Source organism: Collinsella sp. BG-O-102 (genome assembly GCF_023656745.1).
GTDB lineage: Bacteria > Actinomycetota > Coriobacteriia > Coriobacteriales > Coriobacteriaceae > Collinsella.
On sequence record NZ_JAMOKO010000008.1, the window covers coordinates 55,788 to 78,271 of the forward strand.

General features: G+C 60.4%; 21 protein-coding genes. 3 read left to right on the forward strand and 18 right to left on the reverse strand.

All coding sequences use genetic code 11. The annotated features are described in order from the left end of the window. Positions 1 to 10 precede the first annotated feature (10 nt). The 14 genes from rpsT to pyrR form a co-directional block, all read right to left on the reverse strand. Entirely contained in the window at positions 11 to 277 is a 267-nt protein-coding gene (gene rpsT, locus NBH09_RS05550; RefSeq protein ID WP_022094714.1) for a 30S ribosomal protein S20, read from the reverse strand. Positions 278 to 410: 133 nt separating this feature from the next. Further along, positions 411 to 1,373, reverse strand: coding sequence for a DNA polymerase III subunit delta (gene holA, locus NBH09_RS05555; protein WP_250787302.1), 963 nt, complete (start codon positions 1,371 to 1,373; stop codon positions 411 to 413). Positions 1,374 to 1,451: 78 nt separating this feature from the next. Then, the gene (locus NBH09_RS05560; protein WP_250787303.1) at positions 1,452 to 3,755 is read right to left on the reverse strand and encodes a DNA internalization-related competence protein ComEC/Rec2; all 2,304 of its coding nucleotides are present in this window, start codon (positions 3,753 to 3,755) and stop codon (positions 1,452 to 1,454) included. Beyond that, entirely contained in the window at positions 3,752 to 4,465 is a 714-nt protein-coding gene (locus tag NBH09_RS05565) for a helix-hairpin-helix domain-containing protein (RefSeq protein ID WP_148331463.1), read from the reverse strand. The genes NBH09_RS05560 and NBH09_RS05565 overlap by 4 nt, the downstream gene beginning before the upstream one ends. A gap of 213 nt (positions 4,466 to 4,678) precedes the next feature. After that, positions 4,679 to 5,923, reverse strand: coding sequence for a tRNA uracil 4-sulfurtransferase ThiI (gene thiI / locus NBH09_RS05570; RefSeq protein ID WP_250787304.1), 1,245 nt, complete (start codon positions 5,921 to 5,923; stop codon positions 4,679 to 4,681). Continuing rightward, entirely contained in the window at positions 5,924 to 6,205 is a 282-nt protein-coding gene (locus tag NBH09_RS05575) for a DNA-directed RNA polymerase subunit omega (protein ID WP_035138532.1), read from the reverse strand. A gap of 5 nt (positions 6,206 to 6,210) precedes the next feature. Then, entirely contained in the window at positions 6,211 to 6,780 is a 570-nt protein-coding gene (gmk, locus tag NBH09_RS05580) for a guanylate kinase (protein WP_006236131.1), read from the reverse strand. After that, positions 6,781 to 7,089 carry an integration host factor, actinobacterial type gene (gene mihF, locus NBH09_RS05585; RefSeq protein ID WP_006236130.1) on the reverse strand — a complete coding sequence of 103 codons (309 nt, stop codon included), beginning with the start codon at positions 7,087 to 7,089 and terminating at the stop codon, positions 6,781 to 6,783. Between the two features lie 239 nt (positions 7,090 to 7,328). Further along, entirely contained in the window at positions 7,329 to 8,045 is a 717-nt protein-coding gene (gene pyrF, locus NBH09_RS05590; RefSeq protein WP_035138533.1) for an orotidine-5'-phosphate decarboxylase, read from the reverse strand. Next, entirely contained in the window at positions 8,039 to 8,947 is a 909-nt protein-coding gene (locus NBH09_RS05595) for a dihydroorotate dehydrogenase (RefSeq protein WP_006236128.1), read from the reverse strand. The genes pyrF and NBH09_RS05595 overlap by 7 nt, the downstream gene beginning before the upstream one ends. Positions 8,948 to 8,961: 14 nt before the next feature. Further along, positions 8,962 to 9,729 (reverse strand): dihydroorotate dehydrogenase electron transfer subunit, encoded by a 768-nt coding sequence (locus NBH09_RS05600; RefSeq protein ID WP_117770351.1) that lies wholly within the window; start codon positions 9,727 to 9,729, stop codon positions 8,962 to 8,964. A 116-nt stretch (positions 9,730 to 9,845) separates the two neighbouring features. Next, on the reverse strand, positions 9,846 to 11,135 hold the full coding sequence (locus tag NBH09_RS05605) for a dihydroorotase (protein ID WP_250787305.1): 1,290 nt from the start codon (positions 11,133 to 11,135) through the stop codon (positions 9,846 to 9,848). Beyond that, entirely contained in the window at positions 11,119 to 12,063 is a 945-nt protein-coding gene (locus NBH09_RS05610) for an aspartate carbamoyltransferase catalytic subunit (protein ID WP_035138537.1), read from the reverse strand. Before NBH09_RS05610 ends, NBH09_RS05605 begins: the two co-directional genes overlap by 17 nt. A gap of 4 nt (positions 12,064 to 12,067) precedes the next feature. Further along, the gene (gene pyrR / locus NBH09_RS05615; RefSeq protein WP_117770320.1) at positions 12,068 to 12,652 is read right to left on the reverse strand and encodes a bifunctional pyr operon transcriptional regulator/uracil phosphoribosyltransferase PyrR; all 585 of its coding nucleotides are present in this window, start codon (positions 12,650 to 12,652) and stop codon (positions 12,068 to 12,070) included. Between the two features lie 452 nt (positions 12,653 to 13,104). On the opposite strand from pyrR, the gene rpmB reads away from it, so the two are divergent. Beyond that, complete coding sequence (rpmB, locus tag NBH09_RS05620; protein WP_022094725.1) at positions 13,105 to 13,293, forward strand: 50S ribosomal protein L28; 189 nt, start codon at positions 13,105 to 13,107, stop codon at positions 13,291 to 13,293. Positions 13,294 to 13,499: 206 nt separating this feature from the next. On the opposite strand, the gene NBH09_RS05625 is transcribed toward rpmB, so the two are convergent. Then, entirely contained in the window at positions 13,500 to 14,276 is a 777-nt protein-coding gene (locus tag NBH09_RS05625; RefSeq protein ID WP_250787306.1) for a transposase, read from the reverse strand. Positions 14,277 to 14,608: 332 nt separating this feature from the next. Between NBH09_RS05625 and adhE the strand changes: the two genes are divergently transcribed. Both adhE and NBH09_RS05635 read left to right on the forward strand, forming a co-directional pair. Continuing rightward, entirely contained in the window at positions 14,609 to 17,257 is a 2,649-nt protein-coding gene (adhE, locus tag NBH09_RS05630; RefSeq protein WP_055309881.1) for a bifunctional acetaldehyde-CoA/alcohol dehydrogenase, read from the forward strand. A gap of 88 nt (positions 17,258 to 17,345) precedes the next feature. Continuing rightward, on the forward strand, positions 17,346 to 18,110 hold the full coding sequence (locus NBH09_RS05635; RefSeq protein ID WP_250787307.1) for an aminoglycoside phosphotransferase family protein: 765 nt from the start codon (positions 17,346 to 17,348) through the stop codon (positions 18,108 to 18,110). Positions 18,111 to 18,288: 178 nt separating this feature from the next. Here the strand turns inward: NBH09_RS05635 and NBH09_RS05640 are convergent, their stop codons facing one another. The 3 genes from NBH09_RS05640 to NBH09_RS05650 are packed head-to-tail and all read right to left on the reverse strand — an operon-like array spanning position 18,289 to position 22,468. After that, the gene (locus tag NBH09_RS05640; RefSeq protein ID WP_250787308.1) at positions 18,289 to 20,010 is read right to left on the reverse strand and encodes a proline--tRNA ligase; all 1,722 of its coding nucleotides are present in this window, start codon (positions 20,008 to 20,010) and stop codon (positions 18,289 to 18,291) included. Continuing rightward, on the reverse strand, positions 20,011 to 21,093 hold the full coding sequence (ispG, locus tag NBH09_RS05645; protein WP_250787309.1) for a flavodoxin-dependent (E)-4-hydroxy-3-methylbut-2-enyl-diphosphate synthase: 1,083 nt from the start codon (positions 21,091 to 21,093) through the stop codon (positions 20,011 to 20,013). A 13-nt stretch (positions 21,094 to 21,106) separates the two neighbouring features. After that, complete coding sequence (locus tag NBH09_RS05650) at positions 21,107 to 22,468, reverse strand: M50 family metallopeptidase (RefSeq protein WP_250787310.1); 1,362 nt, start codon at positions 22,466 to 22,468, stop codon at positions 21,107 to 21,109. Between the last annotated feature and the right edge of the window lie 16 nt (positions 22,469 to 22,484).

The following is a 22,484-nucleotide window of genomic DNA, read 5'->3' on the forward strand; positions in this document are numbered from 1 at the left end:
AATTTACAACTTAGGCGTTGATGCTGTTCACGAGCTTGGCAAGACCGGACTTGCGGTTGGAAGCCTGGTTCTTGTGGATAACATGCTTGGCGGCAGCCATGTCGAGACGCTTGGTGACGGTCTTGAGGGCAGCCTGGGCCTTCTCGGCGTCGCCCTCGGCGACGGCGGACTGGACGTGCTTGGTCAGCGTCTTGAGCTCGGACTTGACAGCCTTGTTACGCATGCGAGCTGCCTCATTGGTGCGGATACGCTTCTTCTGAGACTTGATGTTTGCCACTTCTGGAGTTCCTTTCGAGTTCCTTGCAAAAAATGTATGACACCTCTGAGACACGGTGAGGTCATGCAAGCGCCTACTATAGCACGCTCCCCCTCAAAGGGATAGAACGAATTTGTCAAATAGGCAGGTATCATCACGATTTTCTCAAGATGTTCGTAATCCAGAGCAAAAGCGCGGTCTGAGAATCGGCCGAACCCTTCAGTGCGAGCTCCACATCGACCGCGCCCTCGAGCGCGGCAACGAGCTCTGCCATCGAAAAGCGACGTGCCCAGGTCAGGTGATTCTTGACCTGCCAGGACTGGAGCTTAAGTGTTGCGGCCAGCTCACGACCCTGTCCGCGCGCATCGAGCGCCTTGGCAACGATAAGCTCGCGGATGCGGCCGCACAGCAATGTGTAAGTCCACACGTAGCTCTTGGCGGGCAGTAGATTGAAGAGCTCGAGCGAGCGTCGCATGTCACGGGCCGAGACCGCATTGAGAAAGTCCCAGGGTTGAACCTCGGCCGTACGTACAATCCAGCGCTCAACGTCGGCAAGCTCAATCTGGGGCACCTCGACCATCTGGGCAAGCTTAGCCAAGTCGTTATCGAGCATGCGAGTGTTTTCACCCGAACGCGAGACGAGTTCCTCGGCGGCCGCCGTCGTGATCGACTTGCCGTGCTGCGTCGCCATCTGCTGCACGCGGCGCGGTAGCTCCCAGCGCTTGGTGCCGGAGCAATCGATCACAGCCTTCTTGTCGATCTTGGCGATCGCCTTATACAGGCGCGTGTTCTTGGCAAGCGAGTCGGCGATGATGAGGCAGACCGTTGTGGGACTGGGACTCGCCAGATACTCGACGAGCGGCTCCGAGACCGACTTGGCGAGCTTTGAGCAGCCATCAAGGATTACCAGGCGAAACTCGCTGCCCATGGGAAAGGTGTTGAGCGATCCGATAATCGACTCGATATCGGGGTCTTTGGTCATATCGCGCTCGTCGAGGTTGAACTCGACCATGCCCGTCTTTTCCAGACGCGCTTTCATACGCGAGACGGCGTGATCGCGCTTGACGCCGTCGGTACCGACGATCAGATATGCCGGCAGCAGACCGATTTCGGACATTGCGCTCCCCTCCCGCAGGCCTTCGTATTCGTTCCGTGCCATTCTAGCCCAGGGGCCCACCACACGCCAACGACGTCGTCACGGTCGCTGGCATCGCATCGTAAAGCCCTTCGCGGTCGGCGTGATGGTGATATCGCCGTGTTCGATAGTGCACGCGAACACACCGCCCGCTTCCTTAACGGCATCGATGCAAGCATCGGACGGATGGCCGTATCGATTCCCCTCGCCCGCGCTCGCGAGGGAAAGCTCAGGCTTCAGGACGTCCAGCGACTCACCATCGACTGAAACCTTAGAGCCGTGATGCCCAAGTTTAAGGACATCGATATCCCCCACCTCCTGCACGAATTCCCGTTCTTGGTCGAGCTCGGCATCACCGGTGAGGAGCATACGCAGGCCCTTGCCTTCCTGAATATAAGAGAGCAGCAGGACAAGCGAGTCCTCATTTCCCTCGCCATCCACGGACTCGAATGGCCACATCACGCGAGCGCAAAATGAGCCGATGTCGACCGTATCCCCACGGCGCACCTGCCGATACTCCACGCCAGGTCGGTTCAATACTTCGGCAGGAGCATCCTCCAGCGCATCCGCCGCCACGGCAATCGTTCCGACCGAAAACTGTTCGAGCACGGCAGGCAGACCACCCCAGTGGTCCTCATCCCAATGCGTCACAAAGACGGCATCGATATGGTGCACGTTATTGCGAACCAACGCCGCCACCACGCGCTCGTCGAGCCCGCAGTCGACGAGCGCTACTGCACCGCCCTCGCGGATAAGAATCGCATCGGCCTGGCCCACATCGAGTACCGTCACCGAAGGCGGAGCGAATCGATCCCAGTAGACGTACGGAATCGCAGCCAAGAGCACCAGGCATGCAAGCCCCACCGCCATAAGACGTGCACGGGGACGCGGCCACCAGACCAGCAGAACCGCCAGCAAACACGGCACTAGGTAAATCCACATGCTATCGGGCGGCACGCTCACGGATGCACCCGGCACGGCGGCAAACAGCTGCTCGAAGAACAGCGCGCAACGGGCGGCAATCATGGGCACAACGAGCGCCCAAGTCCGCAACGGCGCCACGAGCGAAAAGGGAACCAGCACGATCGACACAGCAAGCAGTACGCTCACCACCGGACCGATGACCGCATTTGCCAACGGAGCAATGAGCGAGAACGTACCAAAGGCAGGAATGGTGATGGGGAGCGTCGCCAACTGCGAGCACAGTGTGACGGAGAGCATGCTGGCAATGCCCGACGGCACGCTCAGCTCACCCAAAGCGTAGGTAGCATACGGGCAAAAGCACAGGATGGCAAAGACGCTGGCACATGAAAGCTGAAAGCCCATCTCGAACAGCACCGTCGGCCTCAGTAGCACAAAGATGGACATGGTTACGAAGAGTGCCGATGCGCCGTGCCGACGACGACCCGCTCCGTTTACGACAAGCGTCGCGAACACCATGCAGCACGCGCGCACGGCCGAGGGAGACGCGCCCGTAAAGGCAGCGTAGCCCACAAGCGTTATCGCCAATATCACCCGCTGAAAACCACGTGAGCACCGAGTCTTTTGCAATACGCCCTCGATCACAAACCCCACGATAGCCAGATGGCTGCCCGAGACGGCGATAAGATGCGCCGTTCCCGTCACCGAAAACCAGTCGCCCGCCGGCTGGGCGCGCAGCTCGGCCGAACGACCACAGACGACACCAGCTATGAGCGCACGTGCCGGGTCGGTCGCAGGCGCGATGGACGCAAGCAGCCAATTTCGCAGCCGAAGCAGCGGCCCCGGAGAGCCCTCATCGACCGACACAATCCGAACGGCTTTAACCTTGCGCACCTCGCCTCGGAGCACGCGCAATCGTCCATACGCATCGTTCTCAAAACGTGAAACGCGACCGATAACACGCACGTGCGCCCCGACCTTGAGCTCGCGGTCGCACGATAGGCGAACCGTTGCCAAGTTCTTACCGTCCGCGCGTACCTCGCAGGTATAGGAATACACGTCGTCGTTTATGGATGGATCACCCTGCACGACAAACTCGAGGCTGCTTGCCGCTCGACCGTCGAGCGCCTTCGAGGCGTTGAGCGCGCCCGCAGCCCACCACGCCGAGACGACCGCTCCCGCCACGAGACCGACGGACGCGGCATACAGCCACCGCTTCCAAGGGGCAAGCCGCGCACAAGATTGAGCCAGCACAACGAATACCGTCGCCGCAACGGGAATGGCCCATAGCAGCCCGACCGCCGGCGCCTGCTCCCTCAGCAGCGCATCAGCGGCCACGTTGAGCACCAAGGCGCAGCTCATGCACATGCCGGCACACAGGGCCATCGTCCACGGCATCAGGGGCCGCGGAGGCATCACATGTTCGCGCTCGGTCGCACTCATACGCAGATGCAATCTTTGATTTTGGCAAGCTTCTTCTCGCCGATTCCCGACACACGCATCAGATCGTCAACCGAGGCAAAAGCACCGTTCTTTGTACGCTCATCGATAATCGACTGTGCCACGGAGGGACCGATGCCCGAGAGCGTCTGCAGCTCTGCCGCGCTTGCCGTATTGATGTTGACTAGGCCCGTTGCGCCACTCACGCCCAATGATGCGGAAGCCCCACCATCAACACCGGCTTCCGCAATGGACGCCTGCTGCTCCCCCACCGTTGGAACGTGAATCTTCTGCCCATCGACGACCTTGGATGCCCGATTGAGCCCCGTAACGTCTGCCTCGGGCGCCAGCCCGCCGGCGGCATCTATCGCCTGAGCCACCCGCGCGCCGTCCTTGACGCGATATACACCGGGCGACACAACGGCACCATCAACATCGACATAAACCTCTGCCGCGGCAGACGCCTTAGACGAAGAGCCTTCGGATGTCTTTCCGCTCGAGGCATCGCCGGATCCCGGCTCCACTAACGAGCCCGAACCATCAGTGCGCTCAAACGACACGCCGCCAGTACCGCCGCCAAGATTCGCCATCGCCAAGCCGCTCGCCATCGCAATGACGACCAGTATCGCCATCACCACTGCCTTGTGACCGAGCAGCTTGTCCGCCCAGCGGTCCATCTTTTTGACCCGTTCGTGTTGTTCGCGCTGCGCCATAGCAAAACCTCCCAACACCATCGTGTCAGGAAGGGAGCTCCGCAACAGCCACGCTCCAAAACCGGTTTTAGCGGTCAAACCAAAAACCGACCAAAACCTTGCACAAATCTGTCCATTTATTCAGCCACACGTCAGCAAATGGACACTTAGCCGCAAAATGCCCAGATAGAAAAAGACCGACGATGCAGGCGCATCGTCGGTCTATGCACAAAATTACTCGTGATCTTGGTAAATCTCACGCGGAGCAAGCTCCGAATGTTTGCGTTTTAAGGTCTTAGGGGCCTTATACGTGTTGCTCTCGAAGTCGATGTACTCGGTCTGCTTGAGCAGGCGCTCGATCATCTCCTCATGATCGAACAACTCCCAGGCCTCATGCACGGCATCGAGTTTAGCGTGCGTCTCGGGACGGCGCGGCATAAACAGCGTGCAGCAGTCGGGAGCGGCCTCAGTCGAGATATCGAACGTACCGATCTCCTCGGCACGCGCAATGATCTCCTGCTTGTCCGAACCGATGAGAGGACGGAACACGGGGATCTTCACGGCCTCGTTGACGGCCATGATATTCTCAAGCGTTTGGGAGGCAACCTGTCCAAGCGATTCGCCCGTCACGATGGCATTGGCGCCCTCGATGTGTGCAATGCGCTCGGCAACCGAATACATAATGCGGCGATACATGATCACGCGCAGGTTGCTGGGACAGGTGACCGAAATCTCACGCTGGCAGTCGCCAAACGGCACCACGTACAGGCGGCCGATCTGGACACCCGGCTCAAGCGCACGGATGATGTCCTGCACCAGATACTCACTCGTATCGGGCGTCTGCGGACGACCAGAGAAATGTACCGGCACGCACACCGCGCCGCGACGCGCGAGCATCCAGGTCGCCACCGGAGAATCGATACCCGACGACAGCAGCGTCACGACCTTGCCGGCAGAACCCACCGGCAGACCGCCCACGCCGCGCTCGGAGCGCGCGTACACATAAACGCTACCCTGGACCACCAGTACGTGCACCATCGCATCGGGGTCGTGCATTTGAACCTTTTTATCGGGGAAGGCCTCACACAGCACCTCACCCACCTGACGATTGATGTCAATCGAGGTAAGCTCATAGTCAGTATTGGAGCGCTTGGCGTGCACCTTAAAAGAATCGAAGGAACCAAACTCGCGCAGCGCCTTCACGGCGGCGGCGCAGTACTCCTGCGAGTCGCGGTTGGTGTGATACGCCAAAGACACACGTGCAACGCCGGGAACGGTGCGAATGACACGCGCCGCCTCATCGGCCTGATGCTCGTTAAAGGTCACGAGGATATAACCGGAAATTCGAGACACGGCATTCACGGAAAAGGCGGCCAAGGCCGCCTTGATGTTATCCATGAGGATATGCTCAAAATGTGCGCGGTTCTTACCCTTCAGTCCAACCTCGTGATAGTGGACCAGGCAGACGCGAGCCGCCATTTAGGCTTCAGCAACCTTGTGGCCGAGCGCCTTCTCGTAACGGGCCTCGTCGTAAGAGATGTCGCCGTCGACAATCTCGTCCATAGCCATCGAAATGGTATCGGCACCGGAAAGCCCGATGGTGATGTCATCGACATCCTGGACGGCAAGCACGCGGTTGTGCTGGCCACGCAGCATGCTGTTAATGTCGCAGGCGCGCTTGGAGGCAAGCGAAGCGAGCAGGAAGCGGTTGTGATCGGTCTTCTCCAGAAGATCGTCAATGCAAGGCTTTACAACGGACACGGACCTCAGATCCTTTCATGCATATCGAGAACGCGAACGAGCTCATCGGTCGCGCGGTCGAGATCGTCATTAACCACGACGTCGTCGTAGCGGTCGGCAAGGGCAAGCTCATCGGCGGCGTTTGCCATACGCAGCTCAATCGTCTCGGGCGTCTCGGTACCGCGACCGACCAGGCGCTCGCGGAGTACCTCAAGCGAAGGCGGCTTGATAAAGATCAACACGGCCTCGGGGAAACGCTCCTTCACCTGCAGGGCGCCCTGGACATCGATCTCCAAAATCAGAGATGCGCCAGAGGCGAGCTTGGATGTGACCTCGCTCACCAACGTGCCGTAGCAGTTACCGTGGACCTCGGCCCACTCAACAAACTCACCGTTTGCCACGCGGCGGTCGAACTCCTCGCGCGTCAGAAAAAAGTAGTTGACGCCGTCGACCTCACCTTTGCGTGGTGCTCGCGTGGTAGCCGAAACCGTCAGGCCCAGGTTCGAGCGGCGCTCGCGCACACGAGTGACGAGCGTACCCTTCCCTGCGCCTGACGGTCCAGAAATCACAAAGAGCTTGGAATCCTGAGCGCTCACTTATTTGGTCAGCTGCTCGAGGAGCTGCTCGCGCTGACGGACGCCGAGGCCCTGGACGCGACGGGTAGCGGAGATACCAAGCTCCTCCATGATCTTGGCGGCCTTGGCCTTGCCATAACCAGGAAGAGACTCGATGAGGGTGGAAACCTTCATGCGGGAAGCGATGGGGTCATCGGAGTTGAGCACGGACTCGAGGGACTTCTCGCCCTTCTTGATCTGCTCGCGAAGCTCAGCGCGGGCGTGACGTGCGGCAGCAGCCTTCTCAAGAGCCTGCTTGCGCTGCTCATCGGTAAGCTGAGGGAGTGCCATTCGTACCTCCAAATAGTTGGGTTATATCTGATTCAATAATTGGCATTTTAGCACGTAGAACGTACAAAATGCCCAATCGCGGCTCCATAGGTTAGACGATACCCGCAAAAAGTGCAATATACTGCGCCCAAAGTTAAGCCCCTGACCTGCGATTCCACACAAAGGATGGGAAAGTTTACGCAGGCACAGGGGCTATTTTGTGCTAATGAGACCCAAAAGTGGTGACTTAGGGGAATCTTTTAGGCGACGTTTTCGACCAGCTCGGCGACGATGGCGTCAAAGGCGGCAACCGGATCGTCGGCGCCGGTGATGGGACGGCCCACCACAATGTGGCTTGCGCCACGCTCGATAGCCTGGGAAGGCGTCGCCACGCGGGACTGGTCACCAAGGGCGGCACCCACCGGACGCACACCCGGAGTCACGATCAGGGCATCAGGGCCCAGCAGCTCACGCATGTCGTGAGCCTCCATCGGCGAGCACACGATGCCATCGATGCCGTTGGCCTGAGCGAGCTTTGCCAGGCGGGCGGCCTCCTCAGCCACGGGCGACTCGACACCGATCTCGCTCAAGGCATCCTGATTCATGCTCGTGAGCACGGTGATGGCGACGAGCTTGGCGCGGTCCTCGCGCGCCTCCTCGGCACCCTCGCGGCAGGCAGCGAGCATGGCGCCCGAACCCAAGCCGTGAACCGAGAGCAGGTCGGCACCGGCAAGCGAGGCCGAACGGGCGGCACCGCGAACCTGATGCGGAATATCATGGAACTTAAGGTCAAGGAAGACCTTAAAGCCCAGGTCCTTAAAGGTCTTGACGATCTCGGGGCCCTCAGCGTAATAGAGCGTCATACCAACCTTAAGCCAGGCGGCATGGCCCGAAAGCTCGTGGGCGAGCTCGAGCGCACGCTCACGATCGCAGTCGAGGGCGACGATTACGCGGTCGCGGGCATCGGTCTCTAGCATTCGAAAGCACCTACCAGCTCGTTGATGTCCTTTACGCCCTGGGACTCGGCCCAGGCCTCGAGCTCATGCGCGATCTTGAGCGAAGCGCACGGATCGACGAAGTTGGCCATGCCGACCGACACGCAGGTGGCGCCGGCCAGGATAAACTCAGCCGCATCCTCGCCGGTCATGACACCGCCGACACCGTTGATGGGGATATCGACGGCCTGGGCAACCTCCCAGACCATGCGCACGGCGATGTGGTGGCACAGCGGGCCCGAAAGGCCGCCCTTGGGCTTGGCCACGCGGGACTTGCGGGTATGGACGTCGATGGCCATGCCCTGGATGGAGTTGATGACTGAAAGGCCGTCGGCGCCGGCAGCCTCGAGGGCCTTGGCGATCTCGGCGACGTTGACCGGAGCCATCTTCACGAACAGCGGCTTATCGGTCACCTTGCGGCAGGCAGCCATAACGGAAGAGGCGCCCTCGGGCGTGGAGCCCATGGCGGCACCGCCGGCGGCGATATTAGGGCAGCTCACGTTGATCTCGTAGCCGGCAGCCCAGGGGCACAGCTCGACATACATCTCGAGTGCGCGGACAAACTCGTCAACGGAGTGGCCGGCAACCTGACAGATGACCTGGCAGCCGTCCTTGGACAGCTGTTCGAGCCACGGACCGGACTCGCGGGCAAAGGCGGCCACGCCGGGGTTCTGAAGGCCCACGGAGTTGATCATACCGCCGGGAATCTCGGCCATGCGGGGCGCGGGATTGCCGGGCCAGGGCTCGGCAGCGCAACCCTTGGTGGTGATGGCACCCAGCTGGGAGACATCAAAGAAGTTCTGGAACTGCCAGCCGTAGCCAAAGGTACCGGCTGCGGTGTTGATGGGGTTTTGCATCTTGACGCCGCCGAAATCGACGGCCATGTTCACGGTACCCACTAGAAGACCACCACCTTGGAAGCATCGAACACGGGGCCGCACATGCAGGCGCCCTTCATACCGTCGACCGTCTCGACATTGCAGGTGTTGCAGGCGCCAAAGCCGCAGCTCATCATGCGCTCGAGCGACACCTCGCAGTACGCGCCGGCCTCGGCGGCAGCGGCGGCGACCTTCTTCATCATGACGGCGGGGCCGCAGCTGGCCACATAGTCGTAGCCGCCCTCGCCGAGCAGCTCGGATGCCGGGTCGGTGCAAAAACCGTGCGTGCCCAGCGTGCCATCATCGGTGCACACGTTAACCGTATCGCACAGCGCGCGGAACTCATCGACGCCCACGGCCTTGGACGCGGTGCCAAAGCCCAGGCACACGTCGACGGCTACACCCTGCTCGGCAAGCTTGTCGGCAAGGCACAGCACAGGCGGAACACCGATGCCACCGGCGACGAGCAGGGCCTTCCTGGTGCCCTCGGGTACCATCCAGCCACGGCCACCGGGGCCCAGCAGGTTAGAGGTGGAGCCAGGGCCCATCTGGGACAAACGACGGGTATCGTCGCCCACGACGGCGTACCACAGCTCGACGGTGCCAGCCTCGGCGTCGGCGCGGTAGTAGCTCAGGGGCACGCGAAGCAGCGAGGACGCATCGCCGGGTACGGCGATGTTCACAAACTGACCGGGCTTGAGCGCACTTGCAAGCTTGGGGGCCGAGATGACGAGCGAGAAGATGCCGTCGGCAATCTCCCGGTTCGAGACGACCTCGAAGTCGTGCATGCGTGCAGTGGAAGGTGTGGGCATAGACGCTCCAATCCCCCATGCGGTTGCATGGTCCAAACGAACAGAAAGCGCGGCACCGCAAGGGCGCCGCGCACAAAAGCGATAAGGCTATGCTAGCAGATGCAGCCGTCGGCAAGCGTCTGCTTACCGCCGACAAACACATCGGTGGCACGACCGGTGAGCGTGCGGCCGGCAAAACCGGAGTTCTCGGCGCGCGACTCGTAACCGTCCTCGCCAACCGTCCAGGTGGCGGACGCGTCGAACACGGTCAGGTCGGCAACGGAGCCCGCCTTGACCTGAACCTGGTCGAGACCCAGGATCTCACGCGGCTTGATGGCCATGAGCTCGACCATGCGGCCCATGCTCATCTTGCCCGTGTTGACCAGCTCGGTGAGTACGAGCGACAGCGAGGTCTCGAGGCCGATCATACCAAAGGGCGCAAGCTCGAACTCACGGGCCTTCTCCCACGGGGTGTGAGGAGCGTGATCGGTGACGATAACGTCGACGGTGCCGTCGATGACGCCCTGACGGATGGCCTCGGCATCCTCCTCGGTGCGCAGCGGCGGATTGACCTTGAGCGAGGTGTTGTAGGTCTCGTCCAAGTCGTTCTCGGTCAGAAACATGTGGTGCGGGGTGGCCTCGCAGGTCACCTGGACGCCAGCGGCCTTACCGGCACGCACGAGCTCGAGACCGTGAGCGGTGGAGATGTGCTGGATGTGCAGCTTGGCACCGGTCAGCTTGGCGATCTCGATGTCGCGGGCGATCTGGAGCTCCTCGCCGGCAGCCGGCCAGCCCTCGAGAGCCAGACGGGTCGAGACCTTGCCCTCGTTGATCTGGCCGTGGCCGACCAGGTCCTCGTCCTGGCAATGGCTCATAAAGACCTTGCCGAACATCTTACCGTAGTCCATGCAGCGACGGAGCATACCCGCGCCCTGCACGCCGCGACCGTCGTCGGTGAAGGCGACGGCGCCGTGGGCGACCATATCGCCCATCTCGGACATGGCCTCGCCCTTAAGACCGCGGGTCATGGCGCCCGACGGATAGACGCGGCAGTGACCGACCTCGGCAGCGCGGGACTTGACGAACTCCACGACGGTGCCGTTATCGGTGACGGGATCGGTGTTGGGCATGGCGCACACGCCGGTAAAGCCGCCCTTGGCAGCTGCGCGGGTGCCGCTCTCGATGTCCTCTTTGACCTCGTAGCCGGGCTCGCGAAGGTGAACGTGCATATCCACCAGGCCAGGGACGAGGTACTTGCCGGAAAGGTCGCGGACCTCGGCTCCCTCGACGGCGAGATTCTCGCCGACCTCGGCGATCTTGTCGCCGTTAATCAGGACGTCAACGACACCGTCAAGCTCGACGGACGGGTCGACGACGTGGGCATTCTTAAGAAGCAAGGCCATTATCGGCACCTCCAAGCAGCAGATACAGGATAGCCATACGCACGCAGATACCGGCGTAGACCTGCTCCAGGATGACGGAGCGTTGCGGGTGGTCGGCCATATAGGAGTCGAACTCGACGCCGCGGTTGATGGGGCCCGGGTGGCAGATGATCGCATCGGGCTTCATGAGCTTCTCGCGGTCCTTGGTCAGACCGAAGAGCTTGTGGTACTCACGAATGGTCGGGAACGGGGCACCCTCGAGGCGCTCCTGCTGCACGCGCAGCATGTAGACGACGTCTAGCTCGGGCAGGACGGAATCGAGGTCGCTCGTCACGTGGTCGCAGCCCAGGACCTCGGGCGCCGGCGGCAACAGCGTGCCGGGGGCGACGGCGTAGGTCTCGCAGCCCATGATCTTAAGGGCGGGAATCAGCGAGCCGCAGACACGGGAGTGCGCGATATCGCCGACGACAGCGACCTTCAGACCGTGGAAGTCACCCTTGTGCTCCCAGATGGTGTACAGGTCGAGCAGGGCCTGCGTGGGATGGTTGTGCTTGCCGTCGCCGGCGCAGATGACGCTCGCGGGCGAGTTCTGCGTGACGATGTAGGGAGCACCGGCGTGCTTATCGCGCACGACGATGCAGTCGATCTTATAGGCGTTGAGGGTCTCGACGGTGTCGACGAGGCTCTCGCCCTTGACCGTGGAGGTCGAGGAGCCGCCAAAGTTGAGGCTGTCGGCCGAAAGACGCTTCTCGGCGAGCTCGAAGGAGCTACGGGTGCGCGTCGAGGGCTCGTTGAACATGTTGACGATGGTCTTACCCTTGAGCGTGGGGACCTTCTTGATCGCACGCTCGTTGACCTCAGAGAACGCCTTGGCGGTCTCGAGGATGAGCTTGATGTCCTCTTCGGAGTACTCGGTAATGTCGATCAGGTGCTTATGGTTGAACGCCACGGTACTACTCACCTCCCAGCGGCGCGGAGCCCACGTGGGAACCCGGCGCGACGTCGTTAATCTCGACGGCGGTGTGGCCGTCGACTTCCTTCATATATAGGTGCACGTTCTCCTCATGCGACGAGGGAACGTTCTTGCCGACAAAGTCCGGCGAGATGGGGAGCTCGCGGTGACCGCGGTCAACGAGAACTGCCAGCTCAATACGGCTCGGACGGCCCAGGTCCATGACGGCGTCCAGAGCAGCGCGGATGGTACGACCCGTGTACAGGATGTCGTCCACCAGCACGACGCGCTTGCCGTCGACGCTAAAGGGAATGTTGGTGGCGTGGATCGCGGGAGCGAAATTGGTCGCATAGTCATCGCGGTAGAAGCTGATGTCCAGGCTGCCGAGCGGAACTTCGACGCCCTCGATCTCCTTGATCTCCTCGGCGAGCTTCTTTGCCAGAAGGTCGCCGCGCGTGACGATGCCGACCAGAGCGAGGTCTTCACAGCCCTCGTTGCGCTCGAGAATCTCGTGCGCGATGCGGGTCATCGCTCGATTGACGGCGGTCTCGTCCATGATGACCGCCTTGGGGGAAGTCGTGCCCATCGATCTCCTTCCTCACATGTCTTGACTGCTGACACAGTCAAAAAAATAGATGCCCGACCGCTTAAAGCGGACCAGACACCCAGAGGAAAGGCTGCTCGCATGGCAGCTATGTAATTCCATGTGGGTATCTCGTACCCCTTTAATGGTCAAGGGATAGTGTAGCCAACCTCGAGCTTAATTGCGAGCATAAATACAGAGCAATCCGTAAACGGAGCCCAATGCTCCATAAACCTATATATATTTGTGGGACGAGCTTGAAAACGCACGCACGAGCTGGCATAATCCCCTCTGCTGCACGCAAATCGGATCTACGTCCAGGGCCGTGGCGTGGGCACTATCGCCAAAAGAGGAATATCTCTGTGTAGATTGCGCACAGGGAGCGACTTCTGTGCTATAGTTCAGGCTTGTTTGTTAACGCGACATGTTCGTTTGTCGCCCAAGGAGGGTCAGTTATGTCCAAAGTTTGCGAAGTTTGCGGTAAGCACCCCGTTGCCGGTCGCTCCATCAGCCACTCTCACCGCGTCACCAACCGTAAGTTCCGCCCCAACATCCAGCGCGTCTACGTTGTCGTCGATGGTCACCGTCGCAAGATGAACGTTTGCTCCACCTGCCTCAAGTCTGGCAAGGTTGCGCGCTCCTAAATAAGGTCTTACCAACAAGTACCTCGGACTCTCCGGGTCAAAGACCTCGCGTTCATATAGAACTTACCAAAGGCGTCCTCCCCTACGGAGGGCGCTTTTTTGTGCTCATTGGGCGCTCATTGGGGACAGACTTAGATGAGTGCTTTCACGCATTGGGGACAGACATGACGTACACATGCGGCGCCATGATCAGGTCCTGCCCAGCCTCACGCAGCCTCCTTCCAGCCTGCAGTGGCCTTGGTCACGCTTGTAGCGCCGATACCGGTGATACGGGCAATTTGCTTGACCGTGAGATGTGCCCGCCTGAGCCTCAGCAGACACGCATCACGCTCGAGTCGCGGCAGGGCCTTGAGCAGCGCAGGATCTATGCTCGGCAGGACTTCGTGCGCAACGGAAAGGGCCTCCTCATCGGGGATCCGCCGGCGTGGAAGAACCTCTACTAACCAGATGCGCCCGGCAACTTTCTCGAGATGCTCGCAATAGCAACGGGAGCCTCCGACAATATCGAGCATAGGAGCCGCATCACAGATGTCAAAGGGATCATAGCCCAGCTGATATGCCTTGTAGCTTGACCAGCGGTATGCTTCGAGTGAGTTAATTGCACCCTTCACAGGATTGAGATGGATATAATCGAGTAGCTGCACCGCCTGTGTGTCCGACTCGACCGCGACCCGCGAATAGCGATTGTCAAACAAATGCCCCGTTCTCCCCGTTTTCCCATTGAAATACTTAGCATATGCCGTCAATGCGCACTGCATCGCCTTTGAAAGATTGTCGAACGGATCATCAACCATCAAATGAAAGTGGTTGTCCATAAGGCACCAAGCCAAAACCGCCACTTCATGGCGCGCAAACCTGTCCGAGATGTCCGATAAGAAACGATATCGGTCAGAGTCATCTTCAAAAATAATCTGTTTGGAGTTGCCACGGTCAAAGACGTGGTAATAGCCGGTGAGCGAAACGGCGCGGGCGCATCGGGGCATAATCTCTCCTTTCAAAACTGAACAGGCAACACCTAAAAGGAGAGAAGGAACGCGAAATGCTGAGCCTGTGACCTATTTATATCCAATGAGCGGCAAAAACAGGTTCAGAACGGCAAAATGGCAAAACGATATCTGTCCCAAATGAGTGAAAGCACTCATGTAAGTCTGTCCCCAATGAGCGGGGCGATGCAGCAGGCAGATAGTTTTAGTTAAAGCGTTTCAGTTTTTTGAAGCGTTTTAGTTTGTCTTTTACGGGAATCTGACCGTTCACCGAATTATTTCTTGCTATCATGCAAGGCGTAGGGTAAATCTCCGATCGCAAGGAGACACAAATGGTGAAAAAGTCACCGGAAAACACTACTCCCGCAATTGTGGACAACGTAGAGGCGCTTGAGGCTAAGCTCGCTCAGATGCGAGAGGCCCAGGCGCTTTTTGCTACGTACACGCAGGAGCAGGTCGACAAGATCTTCTATGAGGCCGCCATGGCCGCCAACAAGGCTCGTATCCCGTTGGCGAAGATGGCCATCGAGGAGACCGGCCGCGGCGTTCTTGAGGACAAGGTCATCAAGAACCACTACGCCGCAGAGTACATCTACAACGCTTACAAGAACACCAAGACCTGTGGTGTCCTGGAGCGCGACGAGGCTTACGGCATCACCAAGATCGCCGAGCCCATCGGCATCGTGGGCGCCGTCATCCCGACGACCAACCCCACCTCCACCGCGATCTTCAAGACGCTGATCAGCCTGAAGACCCGCAACGGCATCATCATCTCCCCGCACCCGGCAGCCGCCAAGTGCACCATCGCCGCCGCCAAGCTCGTGCTTGACGCCGCCGTCAAGGCCGGCGCCCCCGAGGGCATCATCGGCTGGGTCGATGTCCCCTCCATCGAGCTGACCAACATGGTCATGCGCGACGTCGACATCATCCTCGCCACCGGTGGCCCGGGCATGGTCAAGGCCGCCTACTCCTCGGGCAAGCCCGCCCTGGGCGTTGGCGCCGGTAACACCCCGGTCATCATCGACGACACCGCTGACGTGCTGCTCGCCGTCAACTCCATCATCCACTCCAAGACCTTCGATAACGGCATGATCTGCGCTTCCGAGCAGTCCGTGACTGTCATCGACAGCATCTATGACCAGGTCAAGGCCGAGTTCCAGAAGCGCGGCTGCTACTTCGTCAAGCAGGGTGCCGAGATGGAGGCCCTGCGTGCCGCCATGTTCAAGAACGGCGCCCTCGATCACCGCATCCCCGGCATGGCTGCCGCCAAGATCGCCGAGCTCGCCGGCATCGAGGTTCCCGCCAAGACCAAGATCCTGATCGCCGAGGTCACCTCCACCGACCCCGCCAAGGAGGAGTTCTCCCACGAGAAGCTCTCCCCGGTCCTGGCCATGTACCACGCCAAGGACTTCCAGGAGGCCGTCGACAAGGCCGAGCACCTGGTGCTCGCCGGTGGCCCGGGCCACACCGCCTCTCTGTACGTGCACCCCGCCCAGGCCGAGAAGATCAGCCTGTTCGAGCACGTCATGAAGGCCTGCCGTATCGTCATCAACACCCCGTCCTCGCACGGTGGCATCGGTGACCTGTACAACTTTGGCATGAAGCCGTCTCTGACCCTGGGCTGCGGCTCCTGGGGCGGCAACTCCGTCTCCGAGAACGTTGGGGTGAAGCACTTGATCAACGTTAAGACTGTGGCCGAGCGCCGTGAGAATATGCTGTGGTTCCGCGCTCCCGAGAAGGTCTACTTCAAGAAGGGTTCCACGCCCGTTGCCCTCGACGAGCTGGGCAACGTCATGGGCAAGAAGCGCGCCTTCATCGTCACCGACCAGTTCCTCTTCAAGAATGGCAACACCCGCGCCATCGAGGCCAAGCTCGACGAGATGGGCATCGCCCACGACTGCTTCTATGACGTCGAGCCCGATCCGTCGCTGCAGTGCGCACGTCGCGGCGCCAAGCAGATGGCCCTCTTTGAGCCGGACGTCATCATCGCCGTCGGCGGTGGCTCCGCTATGGACGCCGGCAAGATCATGTGGATGATGTACGAGCACCCCGAGTGCAAGTTTGAGGACATGGCCATGGACTTCATGGACATCCGCAAGCGTATCTTCACCTTCCCCGAGATGGGCAAGAAGGCCTACTTCGTCGCCGTCCCGACCTCCTCGGGTACCGGCTCCGAGTGCACGCCGTTCGCCATCATCACCGACAAGGAGACCGGCATCAAGTGGCCGCTCGCCGACTACGCGCTGCTCCCCAACATGGCTATCGTCGACGCCGACAACTGCATGACCGCCCCGCGCGGCCTGACCGCTGCCTCCGGCATCGACGTCATGACCCACGCCATCGAGTCCTACGTCTCCATCATGGCTTCCGACTACACCAAGGGCCTCTCCGAGCGCGCTGCCAAGCTCGTCTTCGAGAACCTGCCCTCCAGCTTCACGAACGGCGCCAAGGACCCGCACGCCCGCGAGGAGATGCACAACGCCTCCTGCATGGCCGGTATGGCCTTCGCCAACGCCTTCCTGGGCCTCAACCACTCCATGGCCCACAAGCTCGGCGCTTTCCATCACCTGCCCCACGGCCTCGCCAACGCCGTCATCCTGACTCGCGTCATGCGCTACAATGCCGCCGAGGCTCCCGTCAAGATGGGTACCTTCTCCCAGTATCCTTACCCCAACGCACTGCACAACTACGCCGAGATGGCCAAGTACTGCGGCATCGAGGGCAAGGACGACAAGGAGGTCTTCGAGAACTTCATCACGAAGCTCGAGGAGCTCAAGGACTTCATCGGCGTCAAGAAGACCATCGCCGACTACGGTGTTGACGAGCAGTACTTCCTCGACACCCTCGACGAAATGACCGAGCAGGCATTCAACGACCAGTGCACCGGCGCCAACCCGCGCTACCCGCTCATGAGCGAGATCAAGGAGCTCTACCTGGACGCCTACTACGGCCGCGAGCCCCAGGATTACGCCGTCTGCTAGTTTTAGCACGGTTTTTAACGGCGGGGGTGCACGGGTGTTTCACACACCCCCGCCGTCGCTTCTATCGCATCGTTGAAAGGATGCAACCATGCTGCTACCCGATTCCAAGACCGAGCTCGTCCGCCGTGGCAACAAGGTCGTTTACGACCTGGGCGACAAGATTGTCAAGGTCTTTAACGAGACCAAGCCTGTCTCCGACGTGTTCAACGAGGCTTTGAATCTTGCCCGCATCAATGAGTGCGGCATCCGCAGCCCCAAGGCGCTCGAGGTTTCCCAGCTCGAGAACGCCAACGGCTGGGCGCTCGTGACCGAGAAGGTTCCGGGCACCACCCTTGCCGAGAAGATGACTGCCGAGCCCCAGCGCTTTGGTGAGTACCTCGAGATGTTCGTCGACCTCCAGATCGAGATCCACGGCTACACCTCCCCGCTGCTCAACCGTCAGCGTGACAAGTACGCCCGCATGATCGACAGCCTTGATCAGCTCAATGCCACCACGCGCTACAACCTTCAGGAGCGTCTGGACGGCATGACCAAGGAGTTCAAGGTCTGCCACGGCGACTTCAACCCCTCCAACGTCATCGTCGGCGACGACGGCCAGCTCTATGTGTGCGACTGGGCACACGCCACCCAGGGCTCCCCTGCTGCCGACGTTGCCACCACCTACCTGCTCTTTGCCCTCAACAGCAAGGATCAGGCTGAGGCCTACCTGGAGCTCTCCTGCGACCGCGCCGACATGCCCATGCAGGTCGTGCGTCAGTGGACGAGCATCGTCGCCGCTTCCGAGCTCGCTCGTAAGCGCAACGTGAACGATGAGTTCCTGAAGAACTGGATCGACGTCGTCGATTATCAGTAATATCTGAGCGATTTATTTCGCATCGGAGGCACAAGGAAAACCCCGCAGCTCGCATGGGCTGTGGGGTTTTCCTTTTAGATATCGAGGATGCCACAAGATAAAAGGACGGCCCCGCATCTCCCCGATCTGGAGAAATGCGGGGCCGTCCCGTATATCGAACTACAAGCGAAATCGTCGATTAACGGCGTGCTGCCTTCACAAGCTCGGCGACCTTGGCGACGACCTCGTCGATCGCCACATCCTCGCGCTCACCCGTGGCACGGTCCTTGAGCTCAACGGTGCCATTCTTAAGGCCACGCTTACCCAGAACGACCTGATACGGGAAGCCCATAAGGTCGTTGTCGGCAAACTTAAAGCCGGGACGCTCGTCGCGGTCGTCGACGACAACCTCGATACCCTCGGCGCACAGGCCATCAACGATCTGCTCGCAGACGGTAGCGCACTCCTCCTTCTTAGGATCGAGCGGAATCACCGCGACCTCGTACGGGGCAACGGAGACCGGCCAGACGATACCGTGCTCGTCGTTGTGCTGCTCCACGACGGCAGCGAGCGAGCGGGACACACCAACGCCGTAGCAGCCCATGATGAGCGGCTTCTCCTTGCCGTCCTCGTCCATAAAGGTGGCACCCATGGCCTCGGAATACTTGGTGCCCAGCTGGAAGACCTGAGAGACCTCGATGCCGCGGGCAGCGGAGAGCGGCTTGCCGCAGTGCGGGCAGGGGTCGCCGGCGACAACGGTGACCAGATCGGCCCACTCATCGACGGTAAAGTCGCGCTCGGGGCAGGCACCGGTAAAGTGATAATCGACCTCGTTGGCACCGCAGGCCCACTGCTTGGAATCGCGCAGGCTCTCGTCGCACACCAGACGGATGCCCTCGGGCAGGTTGACCGGTCCGATAAAGCCCTTGTGCAGGCCGTTCGCTTGAAGCTCCTCGTCGGTCATCATGCGATAGCCCTTGCCAAAGACGTGCTCGGCCTTGCAATCGTTGAGCTCGTGATCGCCCGGAACAATGGCCACGACCGGCTTGCCCTCGGCGTCGATGAGTGCCAGCGACTTGCGCGTGCCGTTCTCGGGGAACCCAAAGAACTTAGCAACTGCCTCAATGGTGCCCATGCCCGGAGTCTCAACCTTGGTGAGCGTACCGTCACCAGGACCCTCGGTCACAACGACCTTGGTGCTTGCGGCCTCATCGTCGGCAGCGAACCCGCAATCGTCGCAGTAGACGAGCGAAGCCTCGCCGGCGTCGGCCAAAGCCATGTACTCGACGGAGGTATCGCCACCGATCTCGCCGGAGTCGGCGACAACGGGCAGGGCCTTGATGTAGCAGCGCTCGCAAATGTTGGCATAGGCCTGCTTCATCTTGTCGTACTCCTCCTGCAGGCTCTCCTGAGTGGCGGAGAAGCTGTAGGCGTCCTTCATGATGAACTCGCGGCCGCGCATCAGGCCAAAGCGGGGACGGAACTCGTCGCGGAACTTATCCTGGATGTGGTACAGGTTGACGGGCAGCTGTTTGTAGGAGCGCAGCTCGTTGCGCACCAGGGCCGTGACGGTCTCCTCGTGCGTGGGGCCCAGGACGAACTCGCGACCGTGACGGTCGTCAAAGCGCACAAGCTCCTTGCCATAGGCGTCGATGCGGCCGGACTCACGCCACAGCTCGGCGTCGACCATAATGGGCATCATGAGCTCCTGGGCACCAGCGGCATCCATCTCGTCGCGCACGATATTCTCGATCTTGCGGATTGAGCGCCATGCGAGCGGCAGATAGGAATACAGGCCGGCGGCCTCCTTGCGGATCATGCCGGCGCGAAGCAGCAGGCGATGGCTCGCAAGCTCGGCGTCGGCCGGATCCTCTTTGAGCGTCGGAGCATACAGCTTAGACATATACATTGCTCGGGTCATTTATTTCTCCTCAATAAGCTTGTCGACCTCGGCCATAAGCGCATCGACAATTTGGTCCTCAGCTACTTTACCAATGATCTGGCCGTGCGAAAAGAGCAAGCCCTGACCTCGTCCACAGGCCACGCCTAGGTCGGCGTCGGAAGCCTCGCCGGGGCCATTAACGGCACATCCCATCACGGCGATCGAAAGCGGCGCGGAGTAGTTCTTAAGCCGCTCGGTGACCTCCTCGGCAATGGGAATAAGGTTAACCTGGCAGCGAGCGCACGTAGGGCACGAGACAATCTCGGGACCACGGCGGCGCAGGCCCAGCGACTGCAGAATACCCCAAGCGACCGGCGGCTCCTCGACCGGATCGGCCGTGAGCGACACACGCATGGTGTCACCGATGCCTTCGGAAAGCAAGATACCCAAGCCTACAGAGCTCTTGATGGTGCCCTGGAGCTTGGTACCCGCCTCCGTCACACCCAGATGAAGCGGAACGTGTGGAATCTCACGCGACAGGGCTCGATAGGTATCGAGCGTCGTTTGCACGCTGTGGGCCTTGGCCGAAAGCACAATGTTCGTAAAGCCGCGGTCCTCAAAGTGCTTGACGAAGCGCTCGCTCGACATCACGAGCTTTTCGGGCTGCGTGAGGTCGTCGCGCTCGGCGATATCCTGCTCAAGCGAGCCCGCGTTCACGCCAATGCGAATCGCACAGCCCGCAGAACCCGCAGCATCGATCACCGCATCGACCTTGGCCCAATCGCCAATGTTGCCGGGATTGATGCGGAGCTTGGCGGCACCGGCCTCCACAGCGCCAATGGCCAGCTTGTGGTTAAAGTGGATATCGGCAACGATTGGCACCGGAGACTCGGCACAGATGGTGCGGAAACCCTCAAGCGCGGCCTCAGTGGGCACGCTCACACGCACGATATCGCAGCCAGCCTGCGCCAACGCGCACACTTGCGCAAGTGTTGCCTTGGCATCAGCGGTATCGGTGCAGGTCATGGATTGGACCACCACCGGCGCACCGCCACCGATCTGCACACCGCCCACATGCACGGGGCGCGTCAAATCGCGAGGCAAAGGATGGGATAAAGACAATCCAAACACTCCCCTACAGAATAAATCGAAGGATGTCGGAACGAAGCATATAGACAAACAGCAGCACAAAGAGCGCGATGCCCACATAGCTCACAATCGTCTGGACCTTGAGCGGAAGCTCGCGGCCCACAATCTTTTGAATGATCTCGATGACCAGCTTGCCGCCATCGAGTGGTGGGATGGGCAGCAGGTTCATAAAGCCAAGCGAGAACGAAATGAGGGCGGCAAACGAAAGGAATGTGGCAGGACCGGCAGCAGCAGCCTGTGAGGACATAACGCTAATACCCACGATCGAAGAAGACTGATCGAGAATCTCCATCGTATGCTGCGGCTGGAGCAGGCGCATCACGCCCTCCGCGGTCTGCACAACATAGGAGAATGACAGACGCGCCGAGGTGATGGGGTCCAAACGGACTACCTGCGTAGAGGCATACACACCTAGGCGCTCGTCCTCTTTGAGCGCAACCGTGGTCGAATGCTGCTTGCCGTCACGCTCGTACTCGATGGCGATATCGTCCTTACCGGCGGCCTTGCCGATGGCATCGTAAACGTTCATCCATGTGGAGCACGATACACCGTCAACCGAAAGGATCGCATCACCAGCCTCGATACCCGCCTTGGCGGCAATAGACCCCTCGTCAACCTGACCGATCACGTTGGTATCGATCGGCACGGTGACGCCCGCAATGGAATAGATGCTCATAAGCAGCAAAAAACCCGTCAGGATATTGACGAGAATGCCCGCGAACAGCATAAAGGCGCGCTTGAGAAAGCCCTGGCCAAGATAAGTGTGCGAGCGCTCTTGCGCCAAGAAATCAGCCTCGCCGCACGGCAGCTCCCACACATCGCCCTCGGCAGTCGCATGCTCTCGATCGAACCGGCGGCCGTCAAAGGTGGTGTAACCCGCCGCGTCTCGCGGCAGCGTCTGATACTTGGTGGGATAGTAGCTCGGCGAGGGTTTCTCCCCTTCCTCATACCAGGGAGCGATGGAGCCCCAGCCCAGCAACAGAGCACAAGCCTCGAGCACATCCTCCTCGGAAAGCTCGAGCTCGACAGCAAGGTCGGCCACGGTCACGCGACCATGACGGTAGATAGCCGCGAGCACGCGATCGGCGCAGGAGACATCGGTCGGATCCATACCGCAGATGGCAGCGTAGCCACCCAGCAGCAGCGGGGTCACGCCAAACTTGGTTCCAATGCGACGCGACGTGTAATGGATGTCAAAGCGGCACGGCAGGCCCAAAAAGAACTCGGTCACACGGACGCCGCAGGCACGCGCCGCCAAAAAGTGGCCGCCCTCGTGCAAAAACACGAGGACGGAAAGCATCAGCAGGCCCCAAAAGACCGATGAGAGAACGCTCAGAACAGTATCCATAAAACGAAAAAGCAAT

Coding starts and splice junctions, on each gene's coding strand:
- NBH09_RS05600 (WP_117770351.1), bottom strand. CDS start 9,729: ATGCACGACTTCGAGGTCGTCTCGAACCGGGAGATTGCCGACGGCATC.
- NBH09_RS05560 (WP_250787303.1), bottom strand. CDS start 3,755: ATGAGTGCGACCGAGCGCGAACATGTGATGCCTCCGCGGCCCCTGATG.
- adhE (WP_055309881.1), top strand. CDS start 14,609: ATGGTGAAAAAGTCACCGGAAAACACTACTCCCGCAATTGTGGACAAC.
- pyrF (WP_035138533.1), bottom strand. CDS start 8,045: ATGCTAGAGACCGATGCCCGCGACCGCGTAATCGTCGCCCTCGACTGC.
- rpmB (WP_022094725.1), top strand. CDS start 13,105: ATGTCCAAAGTTTGCGAAGTTTGCGGTAAGCACCCCGTTGCCGGTCGC.
- thiI (WP_250787304.1), bottom strand. CDS start 5,923: ATGGCGGCTCGCGTCTGCCTGGTCCACTATCACGAGGTTGGACTGAAG.
- mihF (WP_006236130.1), bottom strand. CDS start 7,089: ATGGCACTCCCTCAGCTTACCGATGAGCAGCGCAAGCAGGCTCTTGAG.
- NBH09_RS05605 (WP_250787305.1), bottom strand. CDS start 11,135: ATGGCCTTGCTTCTTAAGAATGCCCACGTCGTCGACCCGTCCGTCGAG.
- NBH09_RS05650 (WP_250787310.1), bottom strand. CDS start 22,468: ATGGATACTGTTCTGAGCGTTCTCTCATCGGTCTTTTGGGGCCTGCTG.
- NBH09_RS05640 (WP_250787308.1), bottom strand. CDS start 20,010: ATGACCCGAGCAATGTATATGTCTAAGCTGTATGCTCCGACGCTCAAA.
- NBH09_RS05565 (WP_148331463.1), bottom strand. CDS start 4,465: ATGGCGCAGCGCGAACAACACGAACGGGTCAAAAAGATGGACCGCTGG.
- NBH09_RS05625 (WP_250787306.1), bottom strand. CDS start 14,276: ATGCCCCGATGCGCCCGCGCCGTTTCGCTCACCGGCTATTACCACGTC.
- NBH09_RS05635 (WP_250787307.1), top strand. CDS start 17,346: ATGCTGCTACCCGATTCCAAGACCGAGCTCGTCCGCCGTGGCAACAAG.
- NBH09_RS05595 (WP_006236128.1), bottom strand. CDS start 8,947: ATGGCCGTCGATTTCGGCGGCGTCAAGATGCAAAACCCCATCAACACC.
- holA (WP_250787302.1), bottom strand. CDS start 1,373: ATGTCCGAAATCGGTCTGCTGCCGGCATATCTGATCGTCGGTACCGAC.
- pyrR (WP_117770320.1), bottom strand. CDS start 12,652: ATGGGCACGACTTCCCCCAAGGCGGTCATCATGGACGAGACCGCCGTC.